At 61.3% G+C, this 20,327-nt stretch carries 19 protein-coding genes; 4 read left to right on the top strand and 15 right to left on the bottom strand.

Going from position 1 to position 20,327, the window contains the following annotated elements:
• Positions 1 to 70 precede the first annotated feature (70 nt).
• From ACZ89E_RS29210 to ACZ89E_RS29220, 3 genes are all read left to right on the top strand, one after another.
• A complete protein-coding gene (locus ACZ89E_RS29210; protein ID WP_463258358.1) occupies positions 71 to 736 on the top strand; it encodes a DsbA family oxidoreductase in 666 nt (221 codons plus the stop codon).
• A gap of 109 nt (positions 737 to 845) precedes the next feature.
• Positions 846 to 1,541 (top strand): hypothetical protein, encoded by a 696-nt coding sequence (locus ACZ89E_RS29215; RefSeq protein ID WP_149658011.1) that lies wholly within the window; start codon positions 846 to 848, stop codon positions 1,539 to 1,541.
• A complete protein-coding gene (locus ACZ89E_RS29220) occupies positions 1,538 to 2,446 on the top strand; it encodes a hypothetical protein (RefSeq protein ID WP_476256893.1) in 909 nt (302 codons plus the stop codon). Before ACZ89E_RS29215 ends, ACZ89E_RS29220 begins: the two co-directional genes overlap by 4 nt.
• A 152-nt stretch (positions 2,447 to 2,598) precedes the next feature.
• On the opposite strand, the gene ACZ89E_RS29225 is transcribed toward ACZ89E_RS29220, so the two are convergent.
• The 5 genes from ACZ89E_RS29225 to ACZ89E_RS29245 form a co-directional block, all read right to left on the bottom strand.
• Entirely contained in the window at positions 2,599 to 3,987 is a 1,389-nt protein-coding gene (locus ACZ89E_RS29225) for a sigma-54-dependent transcriptional regulator (RefSeq protein ID WP_463258356.1), read from the bottom strand.
• Positions 3,977 to 5,746: a sensor histidine kinase gene (locus tag ACZ89E_RS29230; protein WP_476256894.1), complete on the bottom strand. Its 1,770-nt coding sequence runs from the start codon at positions 5,744 to 5,746 to the stop codon at positions 3,977 to 3,979. The genes ACZ89E_RS29225 and ACZ89E_RS29230 overlap by 11 nt, the downstream gene beginning before the upstream one ends.
• A gap of 113 nt (positions 5,747 to 5,859) precedes the next feature.
• Entirely contained in the window at positions 5,860 to 6,738 is an 879-nt protein-coding gene (locus tag ACZ89E_RS29235) for an alpha/beta hydrolase (protein ID WP_149658007.1), read from the bottom strand.
• Entirely contained in the window at positions 6,735 to 8,129 is a 1,395-nt protein-coding gene (locus ACZ89E_RS29240) for an aspartate aminotransferase family protein (RefSeq protein WP_054045244.1), read from the bottom strand. The genes ACZ89E_RS29235 and ACZ89E_RS29240 overlap by 4 nt, the downstream gene beginning before the upstream one ends.
• Positions 8,122 to 8,820: an HAD-IB family phosphatase gene (locus ACZ89E_RS29245; protein ID WP_476256895.1), complete on the bottom strand. Its 699-nt coding sequence runs from the start codon at positions 8,818 to 8,820 to the stop codon at positions 8,122 to 8,124. Before ACZ89E_RS29245 ends, ACZ89E_RS29240 begins: the two co-directional genes overlap by 8 nt.
• Before the next feature lie 217 nt (positions 8,821 to 9,037).
• On the opposite strand from ACZ89E_RS29245, the gene ACZ89E_RS29250 reads away from it, so the two are divergent.
• Positions 9,038 to 9,790: a MipA/OmpV family protein gene (locus tag ACZ89E_RS29250; protein ID WP_476256896.1), complete on the top strand. Its 753-nt coding sequence runs from the start codon at positions 9,038 to 9,040 to the stop codon at positions 9,788 to 9,790.
• Between the two features lie 187 nt (positions 9,791 to 9,977).
• On the opposite strand, the gene ACZ89E_RS29255 is transcribed toward ACZ89E_RS29250, so the two are convergent.
• From ACZ89E_RS29255 to glpD, 10 genes are all read right to left on the bottom strand, one after another.
• Positions 9,978 to 10,379 carry an EamA family transporter gene (locus tag ACZ89E_RS29255; protein ID WP_149658003.1) on the bottom strand — a complete coding sequence of 134 codons (402 nt, stop codon included), beginning with the start codon at positions 10,377 to 10,379 and terminating at the stop codon, positions 9,978 to 9,980.
• The gene (locus ACZ89E_RS29260) at positions 10,372 to 10,746 is read right to left on the bottom strand and encodes a DMT family transporter (protein WP_149658164.1); all 375 of its coding nucleotides are present in this window, start codon (positions 10,744 to 10,746) and stop codon (positions 10,372 to 10,374) included. The genes ACZ89E_RS29255 and ACZ89E_RS29260 overlap by 8 nt, the downstream gene beginning before the upstream one ends.
• Before the next feature lie 339 nt (positions 10,747 to 11,085).
• A complete protein-coding gene (locus ACZ89E_RS29265; protein WP_178129047.1) occupies positions 11,086 to 11,415 on the bottom strand; it encodes a GlpM family protein in 330 nt (109 codons plus the stop codon).
• An 8-nt stretch (positions 11,416 to 11,423) separates the two neighbouring features.
• Positions 11,424 to 12,752 (bottom strand): two-component response regulator AauR, encoded by a 1,329-nt coding sequence (aauR, locus tag ACZ89E_RS29270; protein ID WP_149658001.1) that lies wholly within the window; start codon positions 12,750 to 12,752, stop codon positions 11,424 to 11,426.
• Positions 12,749 to 14,650, bottom strand: a complete 1,902-nt coding sequence (aauS, locus tag ACZ89E_RS29275) for a two-component sensor histidine kinase AauS (protein ID WP_149658000.1) — start codon at positions 14,648 to 14,650, stop codon at positions 12,749 to 12,751. Before aauS ends, aauR begins: the two co-directional genes overlap by 4 nt.
• Before the next feature lie 215 nt (positions 14,651 to 14,865).
• The gene (locus ACZ89E_RS29280) at positions 14,866 to 15,600 is read right to left on the bottom strand and encodes an amino acid ABC transporter ATP-binding protein (protein ID WP_054045228.1); all 735 of its coding nucleotides are present in this window, start codon (positions 15,598 to 15,600) and stop codon (positions 14,866 to 14,868) included.
• The gene (locus ACZ89E_RS29285) at positions 15,597 to 16,268 is read right to left on the bottom strand and encodes an amino acid ABC transporter permease (protein WP_476256897.1); all 672 of its coding nucleotides are present in this window, start codon (positions 16,266 to 16,268) and stop codon (positions 15,597 to 15,599) included. The genes ACZ89E_RS29280 and ACZ89E_RS29285 overlap by 4 nt, the downstream gene beginning before the upstream one ends.
• The gene (locus ACZ89E_RS29290; protein WP_149657997.1) at positions 16,268 to 17,014 is read right to left on the bottom strand and encodes an amino acid ABC transporter permease; all 747 of its coding nucleotides are present in this window, start codon (positions 17,012 to 17,014) and stop codon (positions 16,268 to 16,270) included. Before ACZ89E_RS29290 ends, ACZ89E_RS29285 begins: the two co-directional genes overlap by 1 nt.
• Before the next feature lie 193 nt (positions 17,015 to 17,207).
• Complete coding sequence (locus ACZ89E_RS29295) at positions 17,208 to 18,122, bottom strand: glutamate/aspartate ABC transporter substrate-binding protein (RefSeq protein ID WP_149657996.1); 915 nt, start codon at positions 18,120 to 18,122, stop codon at positions 17,208 to 17,210.
• Between the two features lie 419 nt (positions 18,123 to 18,541).
• Positions 18,542 to 20,080: a glycerol-3-phosphate dehydrogenase gene (glpD, locus tag ACZ89E_RS29300; RefSeq protein ID WP_149657995.1), complete on the bottom strand. Its 1,539-nt coding sequence runs from the start codon at positions 20,078 to 20,080 to the stop codon at positions 18,542 to 18,544.
• Positions 20,081 to 20,327: the final 247 nt, after the last annotated feature.

A 20,327-nucleotide genomic window follows, 5' to 3' on the forward strand; every position in this document is an offset into this window, starting at 1 on the left:
GGCTGCAGTCCTGGCCCCGTCAGGTGTATTGTTCGAGCTTTGCGGCGCAAAACAGCCTGCGAGGTCTGCGATGAGTAATTCCCTGAAAATCGATTTTGTCAGCGACGTGTCCTGCCCTTGGTGCGTGGTCGGGTTGTATGGCTTGACCAAGGCGCTGGATTTGCTGGGTGACGAAGTGCAGGCCGAGATCCGCTTCCAGCCCTTCGAGCTAAACCCGAACATGGGCCCCGATGGCCAGAACATCACCGAACACATCAGCGAAAAGTACGGCTCGACCCCCGAGCAATCGCAGAAAAACCGCGAGATGATCCGCGCCCGTGGCGCCGAGGTCGGGTTTGCTTTTCGCACCGACGGCAACAGCCGCATCTACAACACCTTCGATGCCCACCGCTTGCTCTACTGGGCCGGGCTGGAAGGGCTGCAATTCAATCTGAAAGAGGCGTTGTTCAAGGCGTACTTCACCGATGGCGGCAATCCTTCCAATCATCAACAACTGGCGCAGATCGCTGAAAGTGTGGGGCTGGATCGGCAGCGGGCCGTGGGGATTCTGGCGTCGGATGAATACACCCGAGAGGTTAAAGAAGAAGAGCAGTTGTGGCTGTCGCGCGGCGTGAGTTCGGTGCCGACGGTGGTGTTCAACGGCCAGTACGCGGTCACGGGCGGGCAACCGGTGGAGACGTTTGTCGGGGCGATCCGGCAGATCATGAATGAGGCCAAAGGCGGAACGGTCAGCTGACTCCAGCCTCGCCAGCGATATGTGACAAAAAAATATCAATGTGCCACTACAGTTGCTGCGATCGCTGCCGACACAGGCAGCATCGTTATCAATCATAGGGACTTGATCCATGACCGTTCACGCTCTACGTACCTGGGCCGCCATCACCTTATTGGCCTGCCTGACCCTCACCGGCTGCGCCCACGTTCAACCTCCCGTACCGCTGGACCACCAATTCTGGGATGCCAAGGAGCCGACTATCGGCGTGGCCATCACCGTGCTGCCGGAGCCGATGCTGGCGTTGACCGGTAACCAGGGGATCCTTGATTACGCCATCAACCGGGGCGTCAACAGCAAGCTCAGCGACACCGTTGAAAAATGGCAAACCCGCGACCTCAATACGCTGCCGGATGTCATCGTCGCCAAGCTGCAGGCCAAGGGTTACAAGGCCAAGCGCATCGACGAGCCGGTCGATCTGCAGAAATACAAGGAAGCCAGTTTCCGCGAAGGCTATACCGTGCGCGATCTGACGCCGATCAAAGCGGCTTACGGTGTCGATCGCCTGCTGTTGGTCAACGTCTTCACCACCGGTGCCACCCGCAGCTACTACAGCATCGTGCCGACCAGCGTACCGATGGCCCAAGTGAGCGGGCAGGGCATGGTGGTCGATCTGGCCGACAACAAACTGCTGTGGTTCCAGCCTTTCGCCGCGGTGCAAGCCGCCCAGGGCGAGTGGGATGAGCCGACCTACAGCAACCTGTCCAATGCCTTCTACCAGGCGATGGACAATAGCCGTCAGCAAATGATCACTCCGTTCGCCCAATGAAACGTTCGGGCGTGGCCGCTGCCGCGCTGGCGTTGCTGACGCTGGCCGGTTGTGCGCAGAAACCGGGCCCCGAGCCCGGTTTCAAGGATCAGGGCGCGTTGCCTTACGTCCAGGCCCACGGGCTCAAGGTCGATGTGCAACTGCCGCCAGCGTTTGTCGGCGCCAGCACGGTGATCGATGCCAAGGCTGCCCAACAAGCGGCGTCGTCGAGTTACAACCTGGTGGCGAGTTCGGGCAACACGGCCGGGCTGGCCGGCTTGCTGGTGGCCAGTGTGATCAATACGCAAATGGGCAGCGGCACGTTGCAGCGCGATGCGGAAAAAACCGCCCTCAACGAGGCGCGGCCGATGGCCGACTTGCTCGGCGGCGTGCCATTGCAGGAACGTTTGCAGCAGCGCTATCAACAGGCGTCGCAAGTGGCCGGGCTCAAGCAGGGCGAAGGGCAGGTCACCGCGCGTTTAGTGATCGAACCGAAACTGATGCTCGGCCCGGATCGCGGCAGTTTTGTGCTGATCAACCAGGTGCAGGTCCAGGACATTGCCGGCTCGGCGCTGTATCGCATGCGCATCGAAGTGGCCAGCCAACCGATCCGGCGTTGCGGCAGTCAGTGCATCGATGACGGCACGCTGGATTTGAGCAAGGTCACGGCGGCGCTCGATGAATGCATCGACGAGTCCATGCGCGTGCTGGCCACCGACCTGATGCAGCCGACCCCACCGCCAGCCGCCCAGGAAACCTTGCGCTATGTCCTCGATGGCCAGCGCGTGGTCGAGCGGGGTTATCAGCTGGCCAACAACGGCAATTATTGGCGTTATCGCAATCTGTACGGGGCGGTGAAGTCAGTGCCGGTGCCGTTTGAAGAGGCGATGAGCCCGACGCAGTTGCGCAAGGTGTATGGGCAGTAGCACGCCGATCAAAGGGCGCTGCATAACCCTGTTGATGATCGTTCCCACGCTCTGCGTGGGAACGCAGCCCGTGACGCTCCGCGTCACTGGACGCGGAGCGTCCCTAGAGGCATTCCCACGCAGAGCGTGGGAACGATCATGAGTCTCCAGTTTCAGCGGACGATCTTGTCCACATGAATCCCCAGTTTCTTCAGCCGATACCAGAAGCTGCGCTCGGAAATCCCGATCAGTTGCGCCGCCGCAGCCTGCACACCGTTGCTCTGCTGCAGGGCCGCCAGGATGTAGCTGCGCTCGACTTGCGCCAGCGCCGCTTCCAGGTCCGCCGGCACGCCGTTGTTTTCGATCAGCACACCCGCGTCGGCGGGCCGTGAGGCAAACAGATACGCCGGCAAATCATCCTCTTCAATCACCGAGCCGCTGGCGACAATGGTCGCGCGCTCCACGCAGTTCTGCAGTTCGCGAATATTCCCCGGCCACGAATAGTTGGCCATCGCCTGCAACGCTTCGGCGCTGAACCCGCTAAAGCGTTTACCCGCCGCCGCCCCCAGGGTATTGGCGAAGTGCCGGGCCAGCGGGGCGATGTCTTCGACCCGTTCGCGCAGGGCCGGCAGGGGGATCGGGAACACGTTGAGGCGGTAATACAAATCCTCGCGAAACTCCTTGTTCGCCACCGCGTCCAGCAGGTTCTTGTTGGTCGCGGCGATCACCCGCACATCGACCTTGCGCTCGCGCGGATCGCCCACGGGCTCGATCACCCGTTCCTGCAAGGCGCGCAAAATCTTGGCCTGCAAGGCCAGCGGCATTTCACCGATTTCATCGAGAAACAGCGTGCCCTTGTCCGCCTGCTGGAAACGCCCGACCCGATCCGCCACGGCGCCGGTAAATGCGCCTTTGCGATGGCCGAACATTTCGCTTTCCAGCAAGCCCTCGGGGATCGCCGCGCAGTTCACCGCCACGAACGGTTTGTCGGCGCGGTTGCCATGTTTGTGGATGGCCCGGGCGACCATTTCCTTGCCGGTCCCGCTTTCGCCGGTCAGCAGGATGGTGGCGTTGCTTTCGCGCACCGAATCGATCGCTTGCAACACCCGGCGAAAGCTCGGGCTGTCGCCCACCAGGCTGTCGATCTGCTGGTGTTCGTCGAGTTCGGCGCGCATGCGCTGGTTGTCTTTGAGGATGTCGCGAAATTGCAGGGCTTTGCTGACGGTGATGTCCAGTTCGTCGATGTCGAAGGGCTTGGCGATGTAGTCGAAGGCGCCGTTGCGCATCGACTGCACGGCGTTTTTCACCGTGCTATAGGCGGTCATCACGATCACCGGCAGCTGCGGAAAGCGGGTTTTGATTTCCGCCAGCAATTGCGGGCCGTCCATGCCGGGCATGCGCCAGTCGCTGATCACCAGGTCGATGTCCTCGCACTCCAGCACCTTGAGCGCATGCAGGCCATTGCCGGCGGTGAACACGGTGATTTCGTTCTGGCTCAGGGCCGAGGCCAGCAGGTCGCAGAGCTTGGGCTCGTCGTCCACCACCAGTACGTTATGTGTCATCGCTCGCCTCGTCGAAGTCGTCGCCATGGGCCGGAATGTACAGGCTGAAGGTCGCCCCGGCATCTTTTTCACTGGTGCATTCGATGTGCCCGCCATGGTTTTCCATGATCGAAAACACCTTGGCCAAGCCCAGGCCGGTGCCCGAAGCCTTGGTGGTCACGAACGGCGTAAAGATCCGTTCGAGCATGTCCGGTTCAATGCCCTGGCCGGTGTCCGCCACGCGCAGGATGGTGTGGCTGGCGTCACGGCTGATGCTGATCGTCAGGCGTCCGCCGTCGGGCATGGCGTCAATGGCGTTGACGATCAGGTTCAGGCCGGCCTGCTTGAGCTGGCGCGCATCGGCATACAGGGTGGCGCCCGGGGCCTGATCGTCGATCAACACCTCGATGTGGTGGCTGGCCAGTTCCGGGGCGCAGAACCCCACCAGTTCATCCACCAACGGCCGCGCCGGCTGGGTGGTGCGCAGCGGCGCGCTGGGTTTGGCGAAGTCGAGAAAATCGGTGATCAGGTCATTGATGCGGCTGACTTCGCTGACCACGTATTCCAGGTGACGCTTGTCAGTTTCGGGCAAATCGGCGCGCCGGTGCAGCAGTTGCGTGGCGGTCTTGATGATGCCCAGCGGGTTGCGGATTTCATGGGCCAGGCCCATGGCGACTTCGCCCAGCGCATGCAAGCGGTCGCGGCGGCGCAGTTGCGATTCCAGGTGTTGCAACTCGCCGAGGCGTTCGCTCATGTGGTTGAAGGTGCTGCTCAGCTCCGCCAGTTCATCGCCGCCGGTCACCGGCAAGCGCTGGCGATAATCCCCGGCAATCACCGCTTGCACGCCGTTGGACAGCCCGCGCAATGGCTTGGTCAAACGCTGGGATACGAGCCAGCCCACCGCCAGGGACGCCGCCGAGCTGAGCAGGAAAATCAGGATGAACAGGTTGCTCTGATTGACCAGTCCTACCAGGCTGGTATGGCGCAGCAGGCCGCTGAAAATCACGCCTTGCAGGTCGCCGTTTTCGTTGAGGATCGGCCGGTAGATGCCGCTGTAGCGACTGGTGAACTGTTCGGTCGGCAGCTTGGTGGTGCGCAGGATCCGTTCGATGTTCTCCGGCACGGCCGCCGGGTGATCCTCGAAGCGCTGGCTGGAAAAGATCTCCGAGAAGTCATCGCCCTTGGCCAGGTACAGGCGCAGGTCCAGCGAGTGCACGTCGGAGACGCTGGTCAGGAAGCTGTTGTCGAGGTAGGTGGCAATCACCAGTTTGTAATCGACGCCGTCCTGCTCGGTCTCAAAGGTCGAGACCACCGTGCCGGTCGCGACGCCGCCGATCTGCAAGGTTTGCAACACGGCTTTGGGCGCGGTGCTGATCTGCCGCACGATGTCATCGGCGGCGGTGCTGAACACCACTTTGTGATCGCTGTTGCGCACCAGGGCCACCACGTCGATGCCCATGGAATCGGCGATGTCCGTGGTCAGTCGGTCGTGGCGCACCGATAACCGATCAACCGGTGGCCGCGTATAGCGCAAAAACAACTGCGCGGCCCGGGCGTTGTCCCGCAGGATTTCGCTGATCTCGTCTTCGACGATCTTGGTCGATTCCTGCAGCCAGATGCGCACGTTGCTGTCGAAGATCTGCGACAGCGTGGTGGCTGCCAGCTCGGCGGCAATCATGGTCGGGATCACGCTGACCAGCCAGAAGGCCAGCACCAGTTTGCGTTGCAGGCTCCAGCCGGAGAGGGCGAAGGGTCGGGCGTTGACGGGTCGTTTGGTCATCGGGTTTCGCTTGTCGAAAGCCATGGCAGGATCAAGGGTGTTGCCTGGTTCAATACAGTAGCCGACATTGCCCCGCCAGTGGCGACCCGTCTGCAACCGGGGTCGCCATCGGCTCAGGCCAGCTGCCGATACTCCCGGCGCAGCGGTTGCGGCGCGGCCCGCTGTTGAATGAAACGTTGATGGATAAAGTCCACGCTCAGGTCAATCACCCGGTGGTATTGCAGGTCGACGGTGATCATGTGATAGCAGTCGTCCAGCAGCACCTTGACCACCGGCCCGCCAAGCTTGCGCTCGACATAATCGGCGTTCCAGCGGCTGGTGATGTCGTCTTCGAGCGAATGCAGGACCAGTGTCGGCGTGGTGATTTCGGGCATGCGTTTCTTCACCACGGCGTTGAGCCGGTGCAGTTCGCGCACGGTCACGCCTTCCATGGTCAGCAACCCGGCCTGGCTGCTTTCGCCAGCCTTCATCTGGCGCTCGACGATGCTGCGCAGGCGTTCATTCTTGATGCCGTAGGGCGGTTTTTCTTCGAAGCTGCACAGGTGCACGCCGAACGGGATGCGCATCAGCAACGGCGTGAGGAACGCCAGTTTGTTGATGCTCCAGCCGTCGTAACGCAAGGTCGTGGAGTACAGCAGCAAGCCTTCGATCTGCCCTGGGTGTTCGGCGGCCAGGTACATCGACAACACCGCGCCCATGGACAAGCCGCCGACGAACACCCGCTCGTGTTTGCGGCGTACGCCGACGAAGGTGTTGCGCGCGCTTTCGTACCAGTCACGCCAACCGGTGGCTTGCAACTCGGCGTTGCCCCCGCAGTGCCCGGCCAGGGTCGGCACGTAAACCGTGTGTCCGGCTTTCGCCAGGCCCATGGCCACCCGACGCAACTCCGTCGGGGTGCCGGTGAGGCCGTGGATCAACACCACCGCGACCTCACCCGAGCCGAGAACGAAACCGGCGTTGCCTTCGCCCATGTCGATCTCATCGTGCATCATCTTTTCATCGCCCGGTGCAGCAAACGGTCAAGCAGTGCCAGGCCGAGATCAATTTCCGGGTAGCTGATTTCCAGCGACGGGGCCAACGTGATCACGTTCTTGTAGTAGCCGCCCACGTCGAGGATCAGGCCCAGGCGTTTACCGTCGATTTCAATGTCGCCCTTCATGCCTTCGTCGACCATGAAATCCAGGGTGGCCTTGTCCGGGGTGAAACCGTCCGGGCCGCAGATTTCGCAGCGCAGGGCCAGGCCCAGGCCATCGACGTCGCCGATGATCGGGTAGCGTTTCTGCAGGTCTTTCAGGCCTTCAAGGAAGTATTTGCCCTTGGCCATGACCATCGCGCCGTAATCGACTTCGCTGGTCATCTTGAACATTTCCAGGCCCACCGCCGTACCCAACGGGTTGGAGGCGAACGTGGAGTGAGTCGAACCCGGCGGGAAGATTTTCGGGTTGATCAGTTCTTCCTTGGCCCAGATCCCGCCCAACGGGTTGAGGCCGTTGGTCAGGGCTTTGCCAAAGACGATCACGTCGGGTTTGACGTCGAAGTGTTCAATCGACCACAGCTTGCCGGTGCGCCAGAAGCCCATCTGGATTTCATCGACCACCATCAAGATGCCATGCTGATCCAGCACATGCTTGAGTTCGCTGTAGAAGTTCATCGGCGGGATCACGTAGCCGCCGGTGCCCTGGATCGGCTCGACATAAAACGCTGCATATTCGCTCTGGCCGACTTTAGGGTCCCAGACGCCGTTGTATTCGGTCTCGAACAGTCGGGCGAATTGCTGCACGCAATGGCTGCCGTATTCTTCCTTGGTCATGCCTTTCGGGCCACGGAAGTGGTACGGGAAGGGGATGAAATTGGCGCGCTCGCCGAAGTGGCCGTAGCGGCGGCGATAGCGGTAGCTGGAGGTGATCGACGACGCGCCGAGGGTGCGGCCGTGGTAGCCGCCTTCGAAGGCGAACATCAGGCTCTTGCCGTTGGTGGCGTTGCGCACGACTTTCAGCGAGTCCTCGATGGACTGCGAACCGCCGACGTTGAAGTGCACGCGACCGTCGAGGCCGAATTTTTTCTTGGCATCGACGGCGATCATTTCCGAGAGCTCGATCTTGCCTTTGTGCAGGTACTGGCTGGCGATCTGCGGCAGGGTGTCGATCTGTTGTTTCAGCGCGTTGTTCAGGCGCGGGTTGGCGTAGCCGAAGTTGACCGCCGAGTACCACATTTGCAGGTCGAGGTAGGCCTGGTCTTCGGTGTCCCACACGTACGAACCTTCGCAGCGGCTGAAAATGCGCGGCGGGTCGATGTAGTGCACGGTGTCGCCGTAGGAGCAGTACTTGGCTTCTTTATCCAGAAGGATCTGGTCTTCGGCGGTCGCGATTCGAATATCAGACATGATGGAAGAGTTCCTGTGTTTCGACGTTGAAAGGGGTGGTGTTGGCGGCGCTCGCGGCTGGCAGTTTGGCCAGCAGGGCCGGGAGTTCGGCGAAGCTGTCGAAGCGCGCGTAGGCAATGCCGTTACGCTCGCAGTGTTCGGCCAGGCGATCCTTGGCGAACACGAAATCGGCGGTGCCGGCCACGCACATGTCCGACTGACCGTCACCGATCACCAGCACGCGTTTGCCCTTGGGCGTGGACTTGCATTTGCAGTTACCGGACGCGGCGCGGCAGGCGTCGCTGGAATACGGGAAGTCGATGCGCCAGCTGTCGTGGCCGAGTTGGCGCAAGCGGTTGGCGAGGATCGGCAGCAGGCTGACGTAATTGCGCGCGAGGATCCGCGCGATGCCTTGCTCGATGCCGTCGCTGACCACTTCCAGGGACGCGCCGAGGCCGATCACGTGGTCGACGAAGTCGGGGAAGTCCGGGTCGATTTCGATCGTGTCGAAAAAGGCGAGCAGTTCGGTCGGCGTGGCCTTGACCAGCGAGAGCTGGCGGCTGAGGCATTCACGCGAACCAATGTCGCCTTGCAGCCACTCGTCTTCGATCGCTTCCCAGCTCGGGTCGGCGAAGCGCTGGAGGATGCTGTCGATCACGTCGGTGCGGGTGATGGTCCCGTCGAAATCACACACGATATGCCAATCGTTCATCTGTTTACCTATTGGGCAGGGCGCGCTGTTTGCGCTTGCCAAAGGGGTAGAGCAGGGACTGTGCCAATCGGGTTTGGCCCCGTATCTACGGGGTTCTGGCGGGATGATGTGTCGGCGAAGCTACAATTTTTGTAGGTCGCTACAAACAACATGAGTGCTTGCGCGAGGCGGGTGAAAAGAGGATTGATGCGCGCATGTCTTGTTAAGGAAGGGCCTCATGTCGAGGATTACAGTTGCTCTGTTTGCGGCGCTGGCTTGCGTGTCAGCCAGTGTTTTGGCCGATGGCATCACCGGGGAGGCGGGGGCGGGGTTGAGCTATCAGCCGCATGATCCGACCGGCAGCCGCCATGAAGTCCGGCCGGTGCCGTATGTCGATCTGGACTGGGGAGATGTCAGCCTCAGCACCGACGACGGGCTGACCTGGAGTGCGTTGAAGAGCAACGGTTTCAGCGCCGGACCGTTCGCCAATTACCTGCCGGGGCGCACCGCCAATGGCAGCTTGCAGGGCTTGCACGATGTGCCGGACATGGGCGTCATCGGCGGTTTTGTGCAGTACGCGCCAGCTGATTTCTGGCGGGTGTTTGCTTCGGTAGGCGAGGCGGTGGGCGGGGCTGATGGTGTGGTCGGGCGAGTGGGGGGTGAGATCGGTTATCCACTGGGTGGCGGGGTGATTGGCAGCAGCAACCTGACTGCGCACTTCGCCGATGGGCGGCAAAATCAGGCGTTTTTTGGGGTGAGTGGCGCTGAGTCTCAGGCTTCGGGCATCGCCCGGTACAACGCCGGGGGCGGGTGGCAGAACGTGGCGTTGACCCAGAGCTTCGAGTTTCCCCTGGCGACGCATTGGTCGTTGCTGACCAGTGCCAGTTGGATTCATCTGAGCGGTTCAGCGGCGGACAGCAGCATCGTCAAACAGGTGGGGCAGGCCGATCAGGGGGAAGTGCAGGCGGCGGTGGCCTATAAGTTCGATTGACCCGAGCACACTGGTGCCTCTGTGGCGAGCGAGCTTTTGTGGCGAGGGGGCTTGCCCCCGTTCGGCTGCGAAGCAGTCGTAAACCCGGGTAGTTGCGGTTTACCTGAGGGACCGCATTAGCTGCATAGGGGGCGGCTTCGCCACCCAACGGGGGCAAGCCCCCTCGCCACAGTAGATTGTGTTGGCTTCAGGTTTGTTCGCCCTCGGCCAGCAACGCAATCCCGCCGATGATCACCACCACGCCCACCCAGTGCAGCACGCTGATCTGCTCACCCAATCCCAGCCATGACCCCAGCAACACCCCGACAAACACCAATGAACTCAGGGGAAACGCCAGGGACAAACTGCTGCGCCGCAAAATCAGCATCCATACGAAAAACGCGCCGATGCCGCAGCCCACCGCAAACAACACGCCCGGGTCCACGATCACGGCTTGCAGCCAGTGCAGGGTAAAGGTCATCTGCCCGAGCTGATCACCGCCGACCTTGGTCGCAATCTGCCCGGCGCTTTCCAGAATAATCAGCAGCGCCCAGAGCACGATCGTGCCGAGGCGCCCATGCAGCCAATCCATCGATTTCGAATCACGCATGGCCGGCACACACGAGCATCACGCCCAACGTAATCACCAGGGTGGCGAGCCAGCGCCGACGGCTGACGGTTTCGCCGAGCACGACTTTGCCCGCCAGCACCACGCCGCAATAGGCCAGGGCCCCGGCCGGGAACAACAGGCTCAGGGGCGCCCGGGACAGGGCCTCCAGCCAGACGAAAAACTCAAGCGTGTAGGCGCCGATCCCGCACCACAGCAACGGCGCGTTGAACACCTGGCCCCAGAAAGCGTTCAGCCGAAACCCGCCTTCGAGTTCGGGCAAGCGGTCGAGGCCGAGCTTGAAACAGAGCTGACCGATAACGTCCAGCACGATGGAAAAGGCGACCAGCAGGACCACGGTGAGGGTCAGGTCGGGATCTAGGAAGTTCACGGTCAGGATTCACCCTTTGGCAGACGCCCCCGGACACCGACGTCATCGAACATGAAGGCCGGCCGGGAGGGCTGCGGGGGTAAATGCAAGGGGCGGGCCAGCACCTGATGATCGTTCCCAAGCTCTGCGTGGGAATGCAGCCCGTGACGCTCCGCGTCACTGGACGCTCCGCGTCCCTAGAGGCATTCCCACGCAGAGCGTGGGAACGATCAATCAAACCTGTAGGAGCGAGGCTTGCCCGCGAAGACGGACTGTCAGCCGACATCAATGTTGCCTGACACACCGTCTTCGCGGGCAAGCCTCGCTCCTACAGGGGTGTCAGGCGTGCAGGCGAACCCAGACTGACACGAGCACTGTCGCGGCAATCAACCAGCCTACCGCCGCCACCGCCAGCGAAGCCTCCAACCGCATCCGATCGACCATCACGTACAACGTCGCCAAATAGACGAAGTACGGAATGATCGACCACATGCCAAACACGATGGTGGTTTTCAGATCCTCCACCGAACGGCCCTTGCCGACGATGTAGTGCGCAATCAACGCAAAGGTCGGAAACAGCGGCACCAGGCCGGCGATGTAGTAGTTTCTGGTCTTGGCCAGGGCCGCGAGGATTAGCACCACGCCCGCGCCGAGTGCGGCTTTGAGAATCAGGTCCATCAGTGGCTCAACCCGTACTTTTTAACCTTGTCGAACAGCGTGGTCTTGGCCATCCCCAGTTCCAGGCTGGCCTGGGTCAGGTTGCCGCCGCTGCGCTGCAAAGCGTCGTTGAGCAGGTTGCGCTCGAAAGCTTCCACCGCTTCGGCGAAGGCCAGGCCCTGATTGCTGCCGCTGGCGCCGGACTTCTTGAACGCGGGCAAACCGAGGGCGTAACGCTCGGCGACATTGCGCAGCTCGCGCACGTTGCCCGGCCAGTCGTGGCTCATCAGGTTGGACAGGGTCTGGTTGTCCAGCTCCGGCACCGCGCGGTCGAAGCGCAGGGACGACTGCTGCAGGAAGTGTTCGAACAGTTGCAGGATGTCTTCGCGGCGCTCGCGCAGCGGCGGCAGTTCCAGGGTCACCACGTTGAGGCGGTAATACAGGTCGCTACGGAATTCGCCCTTTTTGCTCGACTCGTCGAGGTCGGATTTGGTCGCCGCGATCACCCGGCAATCCACCGCTACGCTCTGGTTCGAACCGAGGCGTTCGAGGGTGCGTTCCTGCAACACCCGCAGCAGTTTGATCTGCAATGGCAGCGGCATGCTTTCCACTTCATCGAGGAACAGCGTGCCGCCGTCGGCGTGTTCGATCTTGCCGATCCGCCGTTTGCCGGCGCCGGTGAAGGCGTTGGCTTCGTGGCCGAAGATTTCGCTTTCGAACAGGTTCTCCGGCAGACCGCCGCAGTTCAGCGCGACGAATTGTTTGGTGTGGCGGCGACTGAAGTCATGCAGGCACCGGGCGACCAATTCCTTGCCGGTGCCGGTTTCGCCTTCGATCAGCACGTTGGCCGAGGTGTCGGCGACGTTGGCGATCAGCTCACGCAGATTCTGCATGGCTGGCGAGCGGCCGATGATCCGGCCTTCGAGGGAATCCCGTTCCGCCAGTTGCCGACGCAGCGACGAGACTTCGCGAGCGAGGCTGCGTTGCTCAAGCGCGCGGCGGGCCACGTCCACCAGGCGTTCCGGGGAGAAGGGTTTCTCCATGAAATCGTAGGCGCCTTTTTGCATCGCGCCGACCGCCATGGAGATGTCGCCGTGACCGGTGATCAACACCACCGGCAGGCTGCGGTCCCGGGCCTTGAGCCGGGTCAGCAATTCCAGGCCATCGATGCCCGGCAAGCGGATGTCGCTGATGACGATCCCGGCAAAGTTGTCGCCGACCCGCTCCAGGGCTTCTTCGGCGCTGCCCACGCCCACGCAGGGAATGTCTTCCAGGGTCAGCGCCTGCTGGCAGCCGAGCAGCACATGGGGGTCGTCTTCGACGATCAGCACACTAAGGTCGTTGTTCATATTGGCTCGGCGGGAGTGGGGCTTACCAACGGTAAACTGAGGACGAAAGTGGTACCACCGCTGGCCGGGTGCTCGACGCCCAAATGGCCGCCGGTGGCCGCGGCCAGGCTGGCGGAGAGGGTCAGGCCGAGGCCCAGGCCCTGTTCGCCGGGTTTGGTGGTGAAGAAGGGTTCGAACAAATGCTTGCGCGCTTCGGCGTCGATGCCGTGGCCGTTGTCGCGCACCCGCAGGCGATATTTGCCGTCGTACTCTTCGCCTTCCAGCCACAGCGCTGGGAGCGGCTGCGACTGCATGGCGTCAAGGGCATTGCCGATCAGGTTGACCAGGATCTGCTCCAGACGGGTCTGGTCGATTTGCACCTGCACGTCGTTGAAGTCGCGGTGCAGGTCCAGATGCGCGCTTTCCATGCGGCTGCCGAGCAGTTGCAGGGCCGCGTCCACCGCTTTGCCGAGGCTGGCCTGGCCTTTGTCGTCACCACGCCGGGCGAAGGAGCGCAGGCTGGCGGTGATCCGGCCCATGCGGTCGATCAGTTCGTTGATGGTCTTGAGATTGGTGCTGGCGACATCCAGTTGCCCGCGCTCCAGGAAGCGCACGGTGTTGCCGGACAAGGTCCGCAGCGCCGCCAACGGCTGGTTCAATTCATGGGCAATGCTGGTGGACATCTGGCCGATGGCCGCCAGTTTGCCGGCCTGGACCAGTTCATCCTGGGCCCGGCGCAACGTCTCTTCGGCCTGACGCCGTTCGCGGATCTGGCCCTTGAGCCGTTCGTTGCTGGCGCGCAAATCGGTGGTGCGTTCGGTAATCCGACGCTCCAGTTGATTGTTGGCTTCCTGCAAAGCTTCCCGGGCTGCGAGACGCGTAGCGATGACCTTGCGTCGCTCGTTCCAGGCGATCAGCAGGAACGCCACCAGGGCAAACGCCACCGCCACCAGAATCCCCTGGTTGATCGCCTCACGGCGCAAATCCGCCAGGGGCGTGAGCAGGGTGAAATTCCACGGGGTGTCGCTCAACGGCCGGGTCTGGGCGAGGTAGGTGATGTCCTGTTCGTCGGAAGCCAGTTCGCTGTTGGCGGGGAAGGTCAGTTTCTCCACGCCTTCAGCCAGGGTTTCCCGGGCCAAGGGTTGCAGTTCGTTCAGCGGGAACCAGTAGTACTGCAAGCTGCGGGCGAGTTTTTCCTTGGTCTCGTCGCTCAGCGGCACCACGGATTTGAGGCGTCGCGCCGGGTCGCTGGAGAGAATGATGATGCCGTTCTCATCGCTGACGAAGGCTTCCAGACGCGCCCGCTGCCAGCGTTCCTCCATGGCTTCGAGCCGGACCTTGACCACGGCGACGCCGATGATCTTGCCGTGTTCTTCCAGGCCGTGGGCCAGGTAATAACCGGGTTCGCCGTTGGTGCTGCCGATGCCATAGAAACGCCCCGGCTGACCGCGCACGGCGTTCTGGAAATAGGCGCGAAAGGACAGGTCTTCACCGAGGTAACTGTCGACATCGCGCCAGTTGCTGGTGGCCAGCACACGGCCGGTGGTGTCCATGACGTAGATGGCCCGGCTGCGGCTGCGTCGGTTCAGGCCTTCAAGGTATTCATTGACCGTTTGCCGGGTTTCCGACGACGGCTCATCCAGCAGTTTTGAAACGCTGGATTCGAGTTCCAGCAGGCTGGGCAGGTAGGTGTACTTGCTGATCTCGCTCTCGACGGCGCGGGCGTGCAGCTCAAGTTGACGCTGGCCATTCTCGCTGAGGCTGCGAATCCCGTAGTGCTCACTGACCCAGAAGCCGATGTAACCCAATCCGATCATCAGGGCGATGATCAGCGGCGGCAGGAACAGATGGCGAATCAGACGGGGTTTCACGGCGAGTGATGGCGGCGCGGCGCGATAGAGAGTGGGGTCGCATTTCATCACAGATGCCTTGGGTCAACCAGCGTGGCAACAGGCTTGCTCTGGTTTCCAGTCGAACGCGGACCTGTGGCGAGGGAGCTTGCTCCCGCTCGGCTGCGAAGCAGTCGTTACACCGGCCAATGCGGTGTGTCAGACAGCAGGCATTGGCAGGTTTGGGGCCGCTGCGCGACCCAGCGGGAGCAAGCTCCCTCGCCACAGAGTTCGGTGTATTGCTTTTAGTGCTGCAGAATCTTGTTGAGGAAGTGCTGCGTACGCTCGGCGCGGTGGCTGATGTCGCCGAAGAATTCCTCTTTCTTGCAGTCTTCGATGATCTTGCCCTGGTCCATGAAGATCACGCGGTCGGCCACTTTGCGGGCGAAGCCCATTTCGTGGGTTACGCACATCATGGTCATGCCTTCATGGGCCAGTTGCACCATCACGTCGAGCACTTCGTTGACCATTTCCGGGTCCAGCGCCGAGGTCGGTTCGTCGAACAGCATGACGATCGGGTCCATCGCCAGCGCACGGGCAATCGCCACACGCTGTTGCTGGCCACCGGAGAGTTGGCCGGGATGCTTGTGGGCGTGAGCCGACAAGCCGACGCGCTCCAGCAATTGCAGGCCTTTCTTGGTGGCCTCTTCCTTGCTGCGGCCCAGCACCTTGATCTGCGCGATGGTCAGGTTTTCGGTGATGGACAGGTGCGGGAACAGTTCGAAATGCTGAAACACCATGCCAACGCGCGAACGCAGTTTCGGCAGGTCGGTCTTCGGGTCGGCGATGGACGTGCCATCGACCACCACGTCGCCTTTCTGGAACGGTTCCAGGGCGTTGACGCATTTGATCAGGGTCGACTTGCCCGAACCGGACGGCCCGCAGACCACGATCACTTCGCCTTTTTTGACCTCGGTGCTGCAATCAGTCAGTACCTGGAAGTCGCCATACCACTTGTTGATGTTCTTGATAGAGATCATATGGCAAACCTTTTTTGCAGACGCTTGACCAGCAGCGAGGCGGCAAAGCTGATTGTGAAGTACGTAAGCCCTGCGAAGATCAGGAACTCGTTGGAGCGACCGATGATGTCGCCACTGGCACGGGAGGCATTGAGGAAGTCCACCAGGCCGACCGCGTACACCAGCGAGGTGTCCTGGAACAGGATGATGCTCTGTTGCAGCAACAGCGGGGTCATCTTGCGGAACGCTTGCGGCAGGATGATCAATCGCATCATCTGGCCGTACGTCATGCCCAGGGCCTGGGCGGCGCCCATCTGGCCCTTGGAAATCGACTGTACGCCCGCCCGGACGATTTCGCAGAAGTACGCCGCTTCAAACATCATGAACGCCACGATGCAGGACGCGAAGGCGCCGATCGGCGTGTCTTCGCCGGTGATCCAGCGCAGCACGAACGGCACCGCCAGGTAGAACCAGGTGATGACCAGCAGCAACGGGATCGAACGGAAATAGTTAACGTACGCGCCGGCGAGGTTCGACAGCAGTTTGTTGTGAGACAGGCGCATTAGCGCCAGGATCGTGCCGAGGATGATCCCGCCGCTGACGCCCAGCGCCATCAGTTGCAGGGTCATGACCATGCCGTTCCACAAACCCGGCAGGGACGGGACGATGCCCGAGAAATCGAATTCCATCATTTACCCCCTAGGGAGATCAGGCCCGGTACGGCGACTTTCTTCTCGACCAGGCGCATGAGCAGCATCAGGCTCATGTTCAGGGTGAAGTAGATCAGCGTGGCGAGGGTGAACGCTTCGAACAGGTTGGCGGAGAACTCGGCGGTCTGCTTGGTCTGCGCGAGCAGCTCCATCAGGCCGATCAGCGAGGCCACCGACGAGTTCTTGAACACGTTCAGGAATTCCGAGGTGAGCGGTGGAATGATGATGCGGTAGGCCTGGGGCAGCAGCACGTTCCAGTAGATCTGCGGCAGCTTGAAACCCATGGCGCGAGCCGCGGATTCCTGGCCCTTCGGCAAGGCCTGGATGCCGGTGCGCACTTGTTCGCAAACCCGGGCGGCGGTGAACAGGCCCAGGCACACGACAACGCTCAGGTAGGCCGAGGTGGTCGGGTTCAGGTCCTGCTTGTACCAGTCCTGCAGGTTTTGCGGCAGCAGGTCGGGCACCAGGAAGTACCAGATGAACAGCTGAACCAGCAGCGGCACGTTACGGAAGAGTTCGACGTAGCAGGTCGCGATGCCCGATACGATGCGGTTCGGCACGGTACGCATGACACCCAGGATCGAGCCCAGCGACAGCGCGATAATCCAGGCCACGACGGCGATGGCGATGGTCCAGCCCAGCCCGGAGATGTACCAGTCGAGATACGTCTCGCTGCCCACGCCGGTGGACTTGAAGAACACGCCCCAGTCCCAGTTGTAATTCATTAGGGTCTCCCCTCGGATCGATCAATGTACAAGTGCCCGCCTGGGGAAGCTCCGTTCCCGCCCGACTTTGAAAGTCAGGCACACGCGATCGGCTCGACAGCCACCGGTTCGAGTGTTTCCAAAATATGCCAGCAGGGAGTGACAACCTCCTGAAAGGGCAGCGGCCCTCTCAGGAGATAAGGTTAGTCAGAAATCAGGACTTCTTGTCGTCAGCCGCTTTATCGGTCGGATTGGCGATCAGGGCCTTGAGCTCGTCGCTCATCGGGAAGTTCAGGTTCAGGCCTTTAGGCGGGATTGGTTGCATGAACCATTTGTCGTAGATCTTGTTGATCTCGCCCGACTTGTAGGTGGCCACGATGGCGTCGTCGACAGCTTTCTTGAACGGCTCGTCGCCCTTGCGGACCATGCAGCCGTAGATTTCGTAGGACTGTGGCGTGCCGGTAACGGCCCAGTCATCGGCCTTCTTGGCCTTGGCGGCTTCACCGGCCAGCAGGGCGTCGTCCATCATGAAGGCAACAGCGCGGCCCGATTCCAGCATCTGGAAGGACTCGCCGTGGTCTTTGGCGGAGATAACGTTCATGCCCATCTGCTTGTCGGCGTTCATCGACTTGAGGATGCGCTCGGACGTGGTGCCGGCGGTGGTCACGACGTTCTTGCCTTTCAGGTCGTCGAAGTCCTTGTAGGCAGAGCCTTTCTTGGACAGCAGGCGAGTACCGATTTCGAAGATGCCGACGGAGAAGTCAACTTGCTGCTGACGCTCGACGTTGTTGGTGGTGGAGCCGCACTCGACGTCCACGGTGCCGTTCTGCACCAGCGGGATACGGGTTTGCGAGGTGACCAGGTTGTATTTGACCTGGAGGTTTGGCAAATCGAGGTCTTTCTTGATGGCTTCGACGATTTTCAGCTGGATGTCATGGGAGTAGCCCATCGGCTTGCCGGAAGCATCAGCGATGTAGGAAAACGGAATGGAAGCATCGCGATGCCCGAGGGTGATCACACCGGACTCTTTGATCTTCTTCAGTGTGCCGGTGAGCTCGGCAGCGAAAACTGGAGTGCTAATCAGAGCGGCAGCAATGGCTGCGCCCAGGATATGGGGAACGATGCGCATCAAATTTTCCTCGACATTGTTTTTTTTATGGAGCCAGTGCGTCGGCCCTTTTGTGCTTCGAATGCGTGGCGGCACCTGAACGGTGGGCACGACAGAACATTCGTCCAAGAGTGTAGAGCATGACTCGTGCCAGGCCAGGTGATATGAATCAAGTGATTGATTTAAAAGGTTATTAAGTTTTTTGTGGCGTTGAATTTACGCTTTGGCTATCCGGTAAACCGAATCGACCGGCGAGTCGTGTTCGGAAAACCGAATGCGCGAAACCCCTGTAGGAGCGAGGCTTGCCCGTGAAGAGGGGGGTAGCCTACATTCATGTAGCTGACACACCGCTTTCGCGGGCAAGCCTCGCTCCTGCAGACAGGTACGAAAAAGCCCCTGAATCTCACGATTCAGGGGCTTTCGTTTAACCGGATGCCCGATCAGGCGGCTTCGATCTTGCTGCGGCTCTGCTCGACCTTGCTCAGGTAATCCGCCAGCTTCTGTTGTTCATCCGGGGTGGTGAACAAGCCGAGCTTGCTGCGACGCCACAGGATGTCGTGGGCGGTGGTGGCCCACTCTTCGCTGCACAGGTAGTCGACTTCGCGGGTGTAGAGACCGCCGCCGATGTGTTCGCCCAGGTCGCTGAGGCTCTGTACGCCTTCGAGCATGCGCCAGGTGCGGCTGCCGTAGGTGGTGGCCCAGCGGCGGGCGATCTCGGTCGGCACCCAGTCGAACTGATCGCGGATCTTCGCGCACAGGGCTTGCGGGGTGGTCATGTCTTCGCCGCCGGGCAGGGTCGCGGTCGCGGTCCAGCTTGGTTTGATCTGGGTGAAGTACGGGGCCAGTTGCGCCAGCGCCGACTCGGCCAGTTTGCGGTAGGTGGTCAGCTTGCCGCCGAACACCGACAGCAACGGGGCTTCTTCGCCACTGCCGGACAACGCCAGGGTGTAGTCGCGGGTCACGGCCGACGGGTTGTCGGATTCGTCGTTGCACAGCGGACGCACACCGGAATAGCTGTGCAGGATGTCATCGCGGCTGACTTGCTTTTTGAAGTGGGCATTGACCACTTTGAGCAGGTAATCGGTTTCGCCTTCGGTGATCGCCACTTTGGCCGGATCGCCGGTGTACTCGCGGTCGGTGGTGCCGATCAGGGTGAAGTGGTTCAGGTACGGAATGGTGAAGACGATGCGCTGATCTTCGTTTTGCAGAATGTGCGCGTGTTCGCCTTCGTAGAGTTTCGGCACGATCAGGTGGCTGCCCTGGATCAGGCGGATGCCGTACGGCGAATCCATCTTCAGGTCGTCACGAATGAACTTGGCCACCCACGGGCCGGCGGCATTCACCAGCGCCTTGGCGCGGATCGAGAACAGACTGCCATCGGCGCGCTCCAGGTGCAGGTGCCACAGGCCTTTGGCGCGACGGGCGCTGACGCAACGGGTCTGGGTGTGCACATGAGCGCCTTTCTCGCGGGCGGCCATGGCGTTCAGTACCACGAGGCGGGCATCGTCGACCCAGCAATCGGAATATTCGAAGCCTTTGGTGATTTCGCTTTTCAGCGGGCTGTCCGGGCCGAACTTCAGGCTTTTCGAACCTTCCAGTTTTTCCCGCTTGCCCAGGTGGTCATAAAGGAACAATCCGGCGCGGATCATCCACGCGGGGCGCAGGTGCGGGCGGTGCGGCAACACGAAGCGCATCTGCTTGACGATGTGCGGGGCCTTGGCCAGCAGCACTTCGCGCTCGGCCAGGGCTTCGCGCACCAGGCGGAATTCGTAATGTTCGAGATAGCGCAGGCCGCCGTGGATCAGCTTGCTGCTGGCCGACGAGGTGTGGCTGGCCAGGTCGTCCTTTTCACAAAGGAACACCGAGAGGCCGCGACCGGCGGCATCCGCTGCGATCCCCACGCCATTGATCCCACCACCGATGACGGCGATATCGTAGACCTCGGCGAGAGGGGGCGTAGGCAAGGTAGAAGTGGGCATCGGCTGGCCTCGGGCTTTTATGATTTTCGATATTTGAATTCGAACATTAATGTTCATTTGCGAAAATGGTAGCCCATAAAGCCGCGCACAGCCAGTCAACTTCGATTGAAAATACTGATCGAAGGGCCGGGAAAGGAAAATTTACGAACATTCGCGCGCAGATCATTCCCACGCTCTGCGTGGGAATGCATCAACAGACGCTCTGCGTCGGCACTTGAGGTGGGACGCGGAGCGTCCCGGGCGGCAT

This window comes from Pseudomonas sp. TE3899, from assembly GCF_056279105.1.

What these genes read in the sequence shown, in the direction of transcription:
- ACZ89E_RS29210 (WP_463258358.1), top strand. Translation starts at nt 71, where the DNA reads ATGAGTAATTCCCTGAAAATCGATTTTGTCAGCGACGTGTCCTGCCCT.
- ACZ89E_RS29215 (WP_149658011.1), top strand. Translation starts at nt 846, where the DNA reads ATGACCGTTCACGCTCTACGTACCTGGGCCGCCATCACCTTATTGGCC.
- ACZ89E_RS29220 (WP_476256893.1), top strand. Translation starts at nt 1,538, where the DNA reads ATGAAACGTTCGGGCGTGGCCGCTGCCGCGCTGGCGTTGCTGACGCTG.
- ACZ89E_RS29225 (WP_463258356.1), bottom strand. Translation starts at nt 3,987, where the DNA reads ATGACACATAACGTACTGGTGGTGGACGACGAGCCCAAGCTCTGCGAC.
- ACZ89E_RS29230 (WP_476256894.1), bottom strand. Translation starts at nt 5,746, where the DNA reads ATGACCAAACGACCCGTCAACGCCCGACCCTTCGCCCTCTCCGGCTGG.
- ACZ89E_RS29235 (WP_149658007.1), bottom strand. Translation starts at nt 6,738, where the DNA reads ATGATGCACGATGAGATCGACATGGGCGAAGGCAACGCCGGTTTCGTT.
- ACZ89E_RS29240 (WP_054045244.1), bottom strand. Translation starts at nt 8,129, where the DNA reads ATGTCTGATATTCGAATCGCGACCGCCGAAGACCAGATCCTTCTGGAT.
- ACZ89E_RS29245 (WP_476256895.1), bottom strand. Translation starts at nt 8,820, where the DNA reads ATGAACGATTGGCATATCGTGTGTGATTTCGACGGGACCATCACCCGC.
- ACZ89E_RS29250 (WP_476256896.1), top strand. Translation starts at nt 9,038, where the DNA reads ATGTCGAGGATTACAGTTGCTCTGTTTGCGGCGCTGGCTTGCGTGTCA.
- ACZ89E_RS29255 (WP_149658003.1), bottom strand. Translation starts at nt 10,379, where the DNA reads ATGCGTGATTCGAAATCGATGGATTGGCTGCATGGGCGCCTCGGCACG.
- aauR (WP_149658001.1), bottom strand. Translation starts at nt 12,752, where the DNA reads ATGAACAACGACCTTAGTGTGCTGATCGTCGAAGACGACCCCCATGTG.
- aauS (WP_149658000.1), bottom strand. Translation starts at nt 14,650, where the DNA reads ATGAAATGCGACCCCACTCTCTATCGCGCCGCGCCGCCATCACTCGCC.
- ACZ89E_RS29280 (WP_054045228.1), bottom strand. Translation starts at nt 15,600, where the DNA reads ATGATCTCTATCAAGAACATCAACAAGTGGTATGGCGACTTCCAGGTA.
- ACZ89E_RS29285 (WP_476256897.1), bottom strand. Translation starts at nt 16,268, where the DNA reads ATGGAATTCGATTTCTCGGGCATCGTCCCGTCCCTGCCGGGTTTGTGG.
- ACZ89E_RS29290 (WP_149657997.1), bottom strand. Translation starts at nt 17,014, where the DNA reads ATGAATTACAACTGGGACTGGGGCGTGTTCTTCAAGTCCACCGGCGTG.
- ACZ89E_RS29295 (WP_149657996.1), bottom strand. Translation starts at nt 18,122, where the DNA reads ATGCGCATCGTTCCCCATATCCTGGGCGCAGCCATTGCTGCCGCTCTG.
- glpD (WP_149657995.1), bottom strand. Translation starts at nt 20,080, where the DNA reads ATGCCCACTTCTACCTTGCCTACGCCCCCTCTCGCCGAGGTCTACGAT.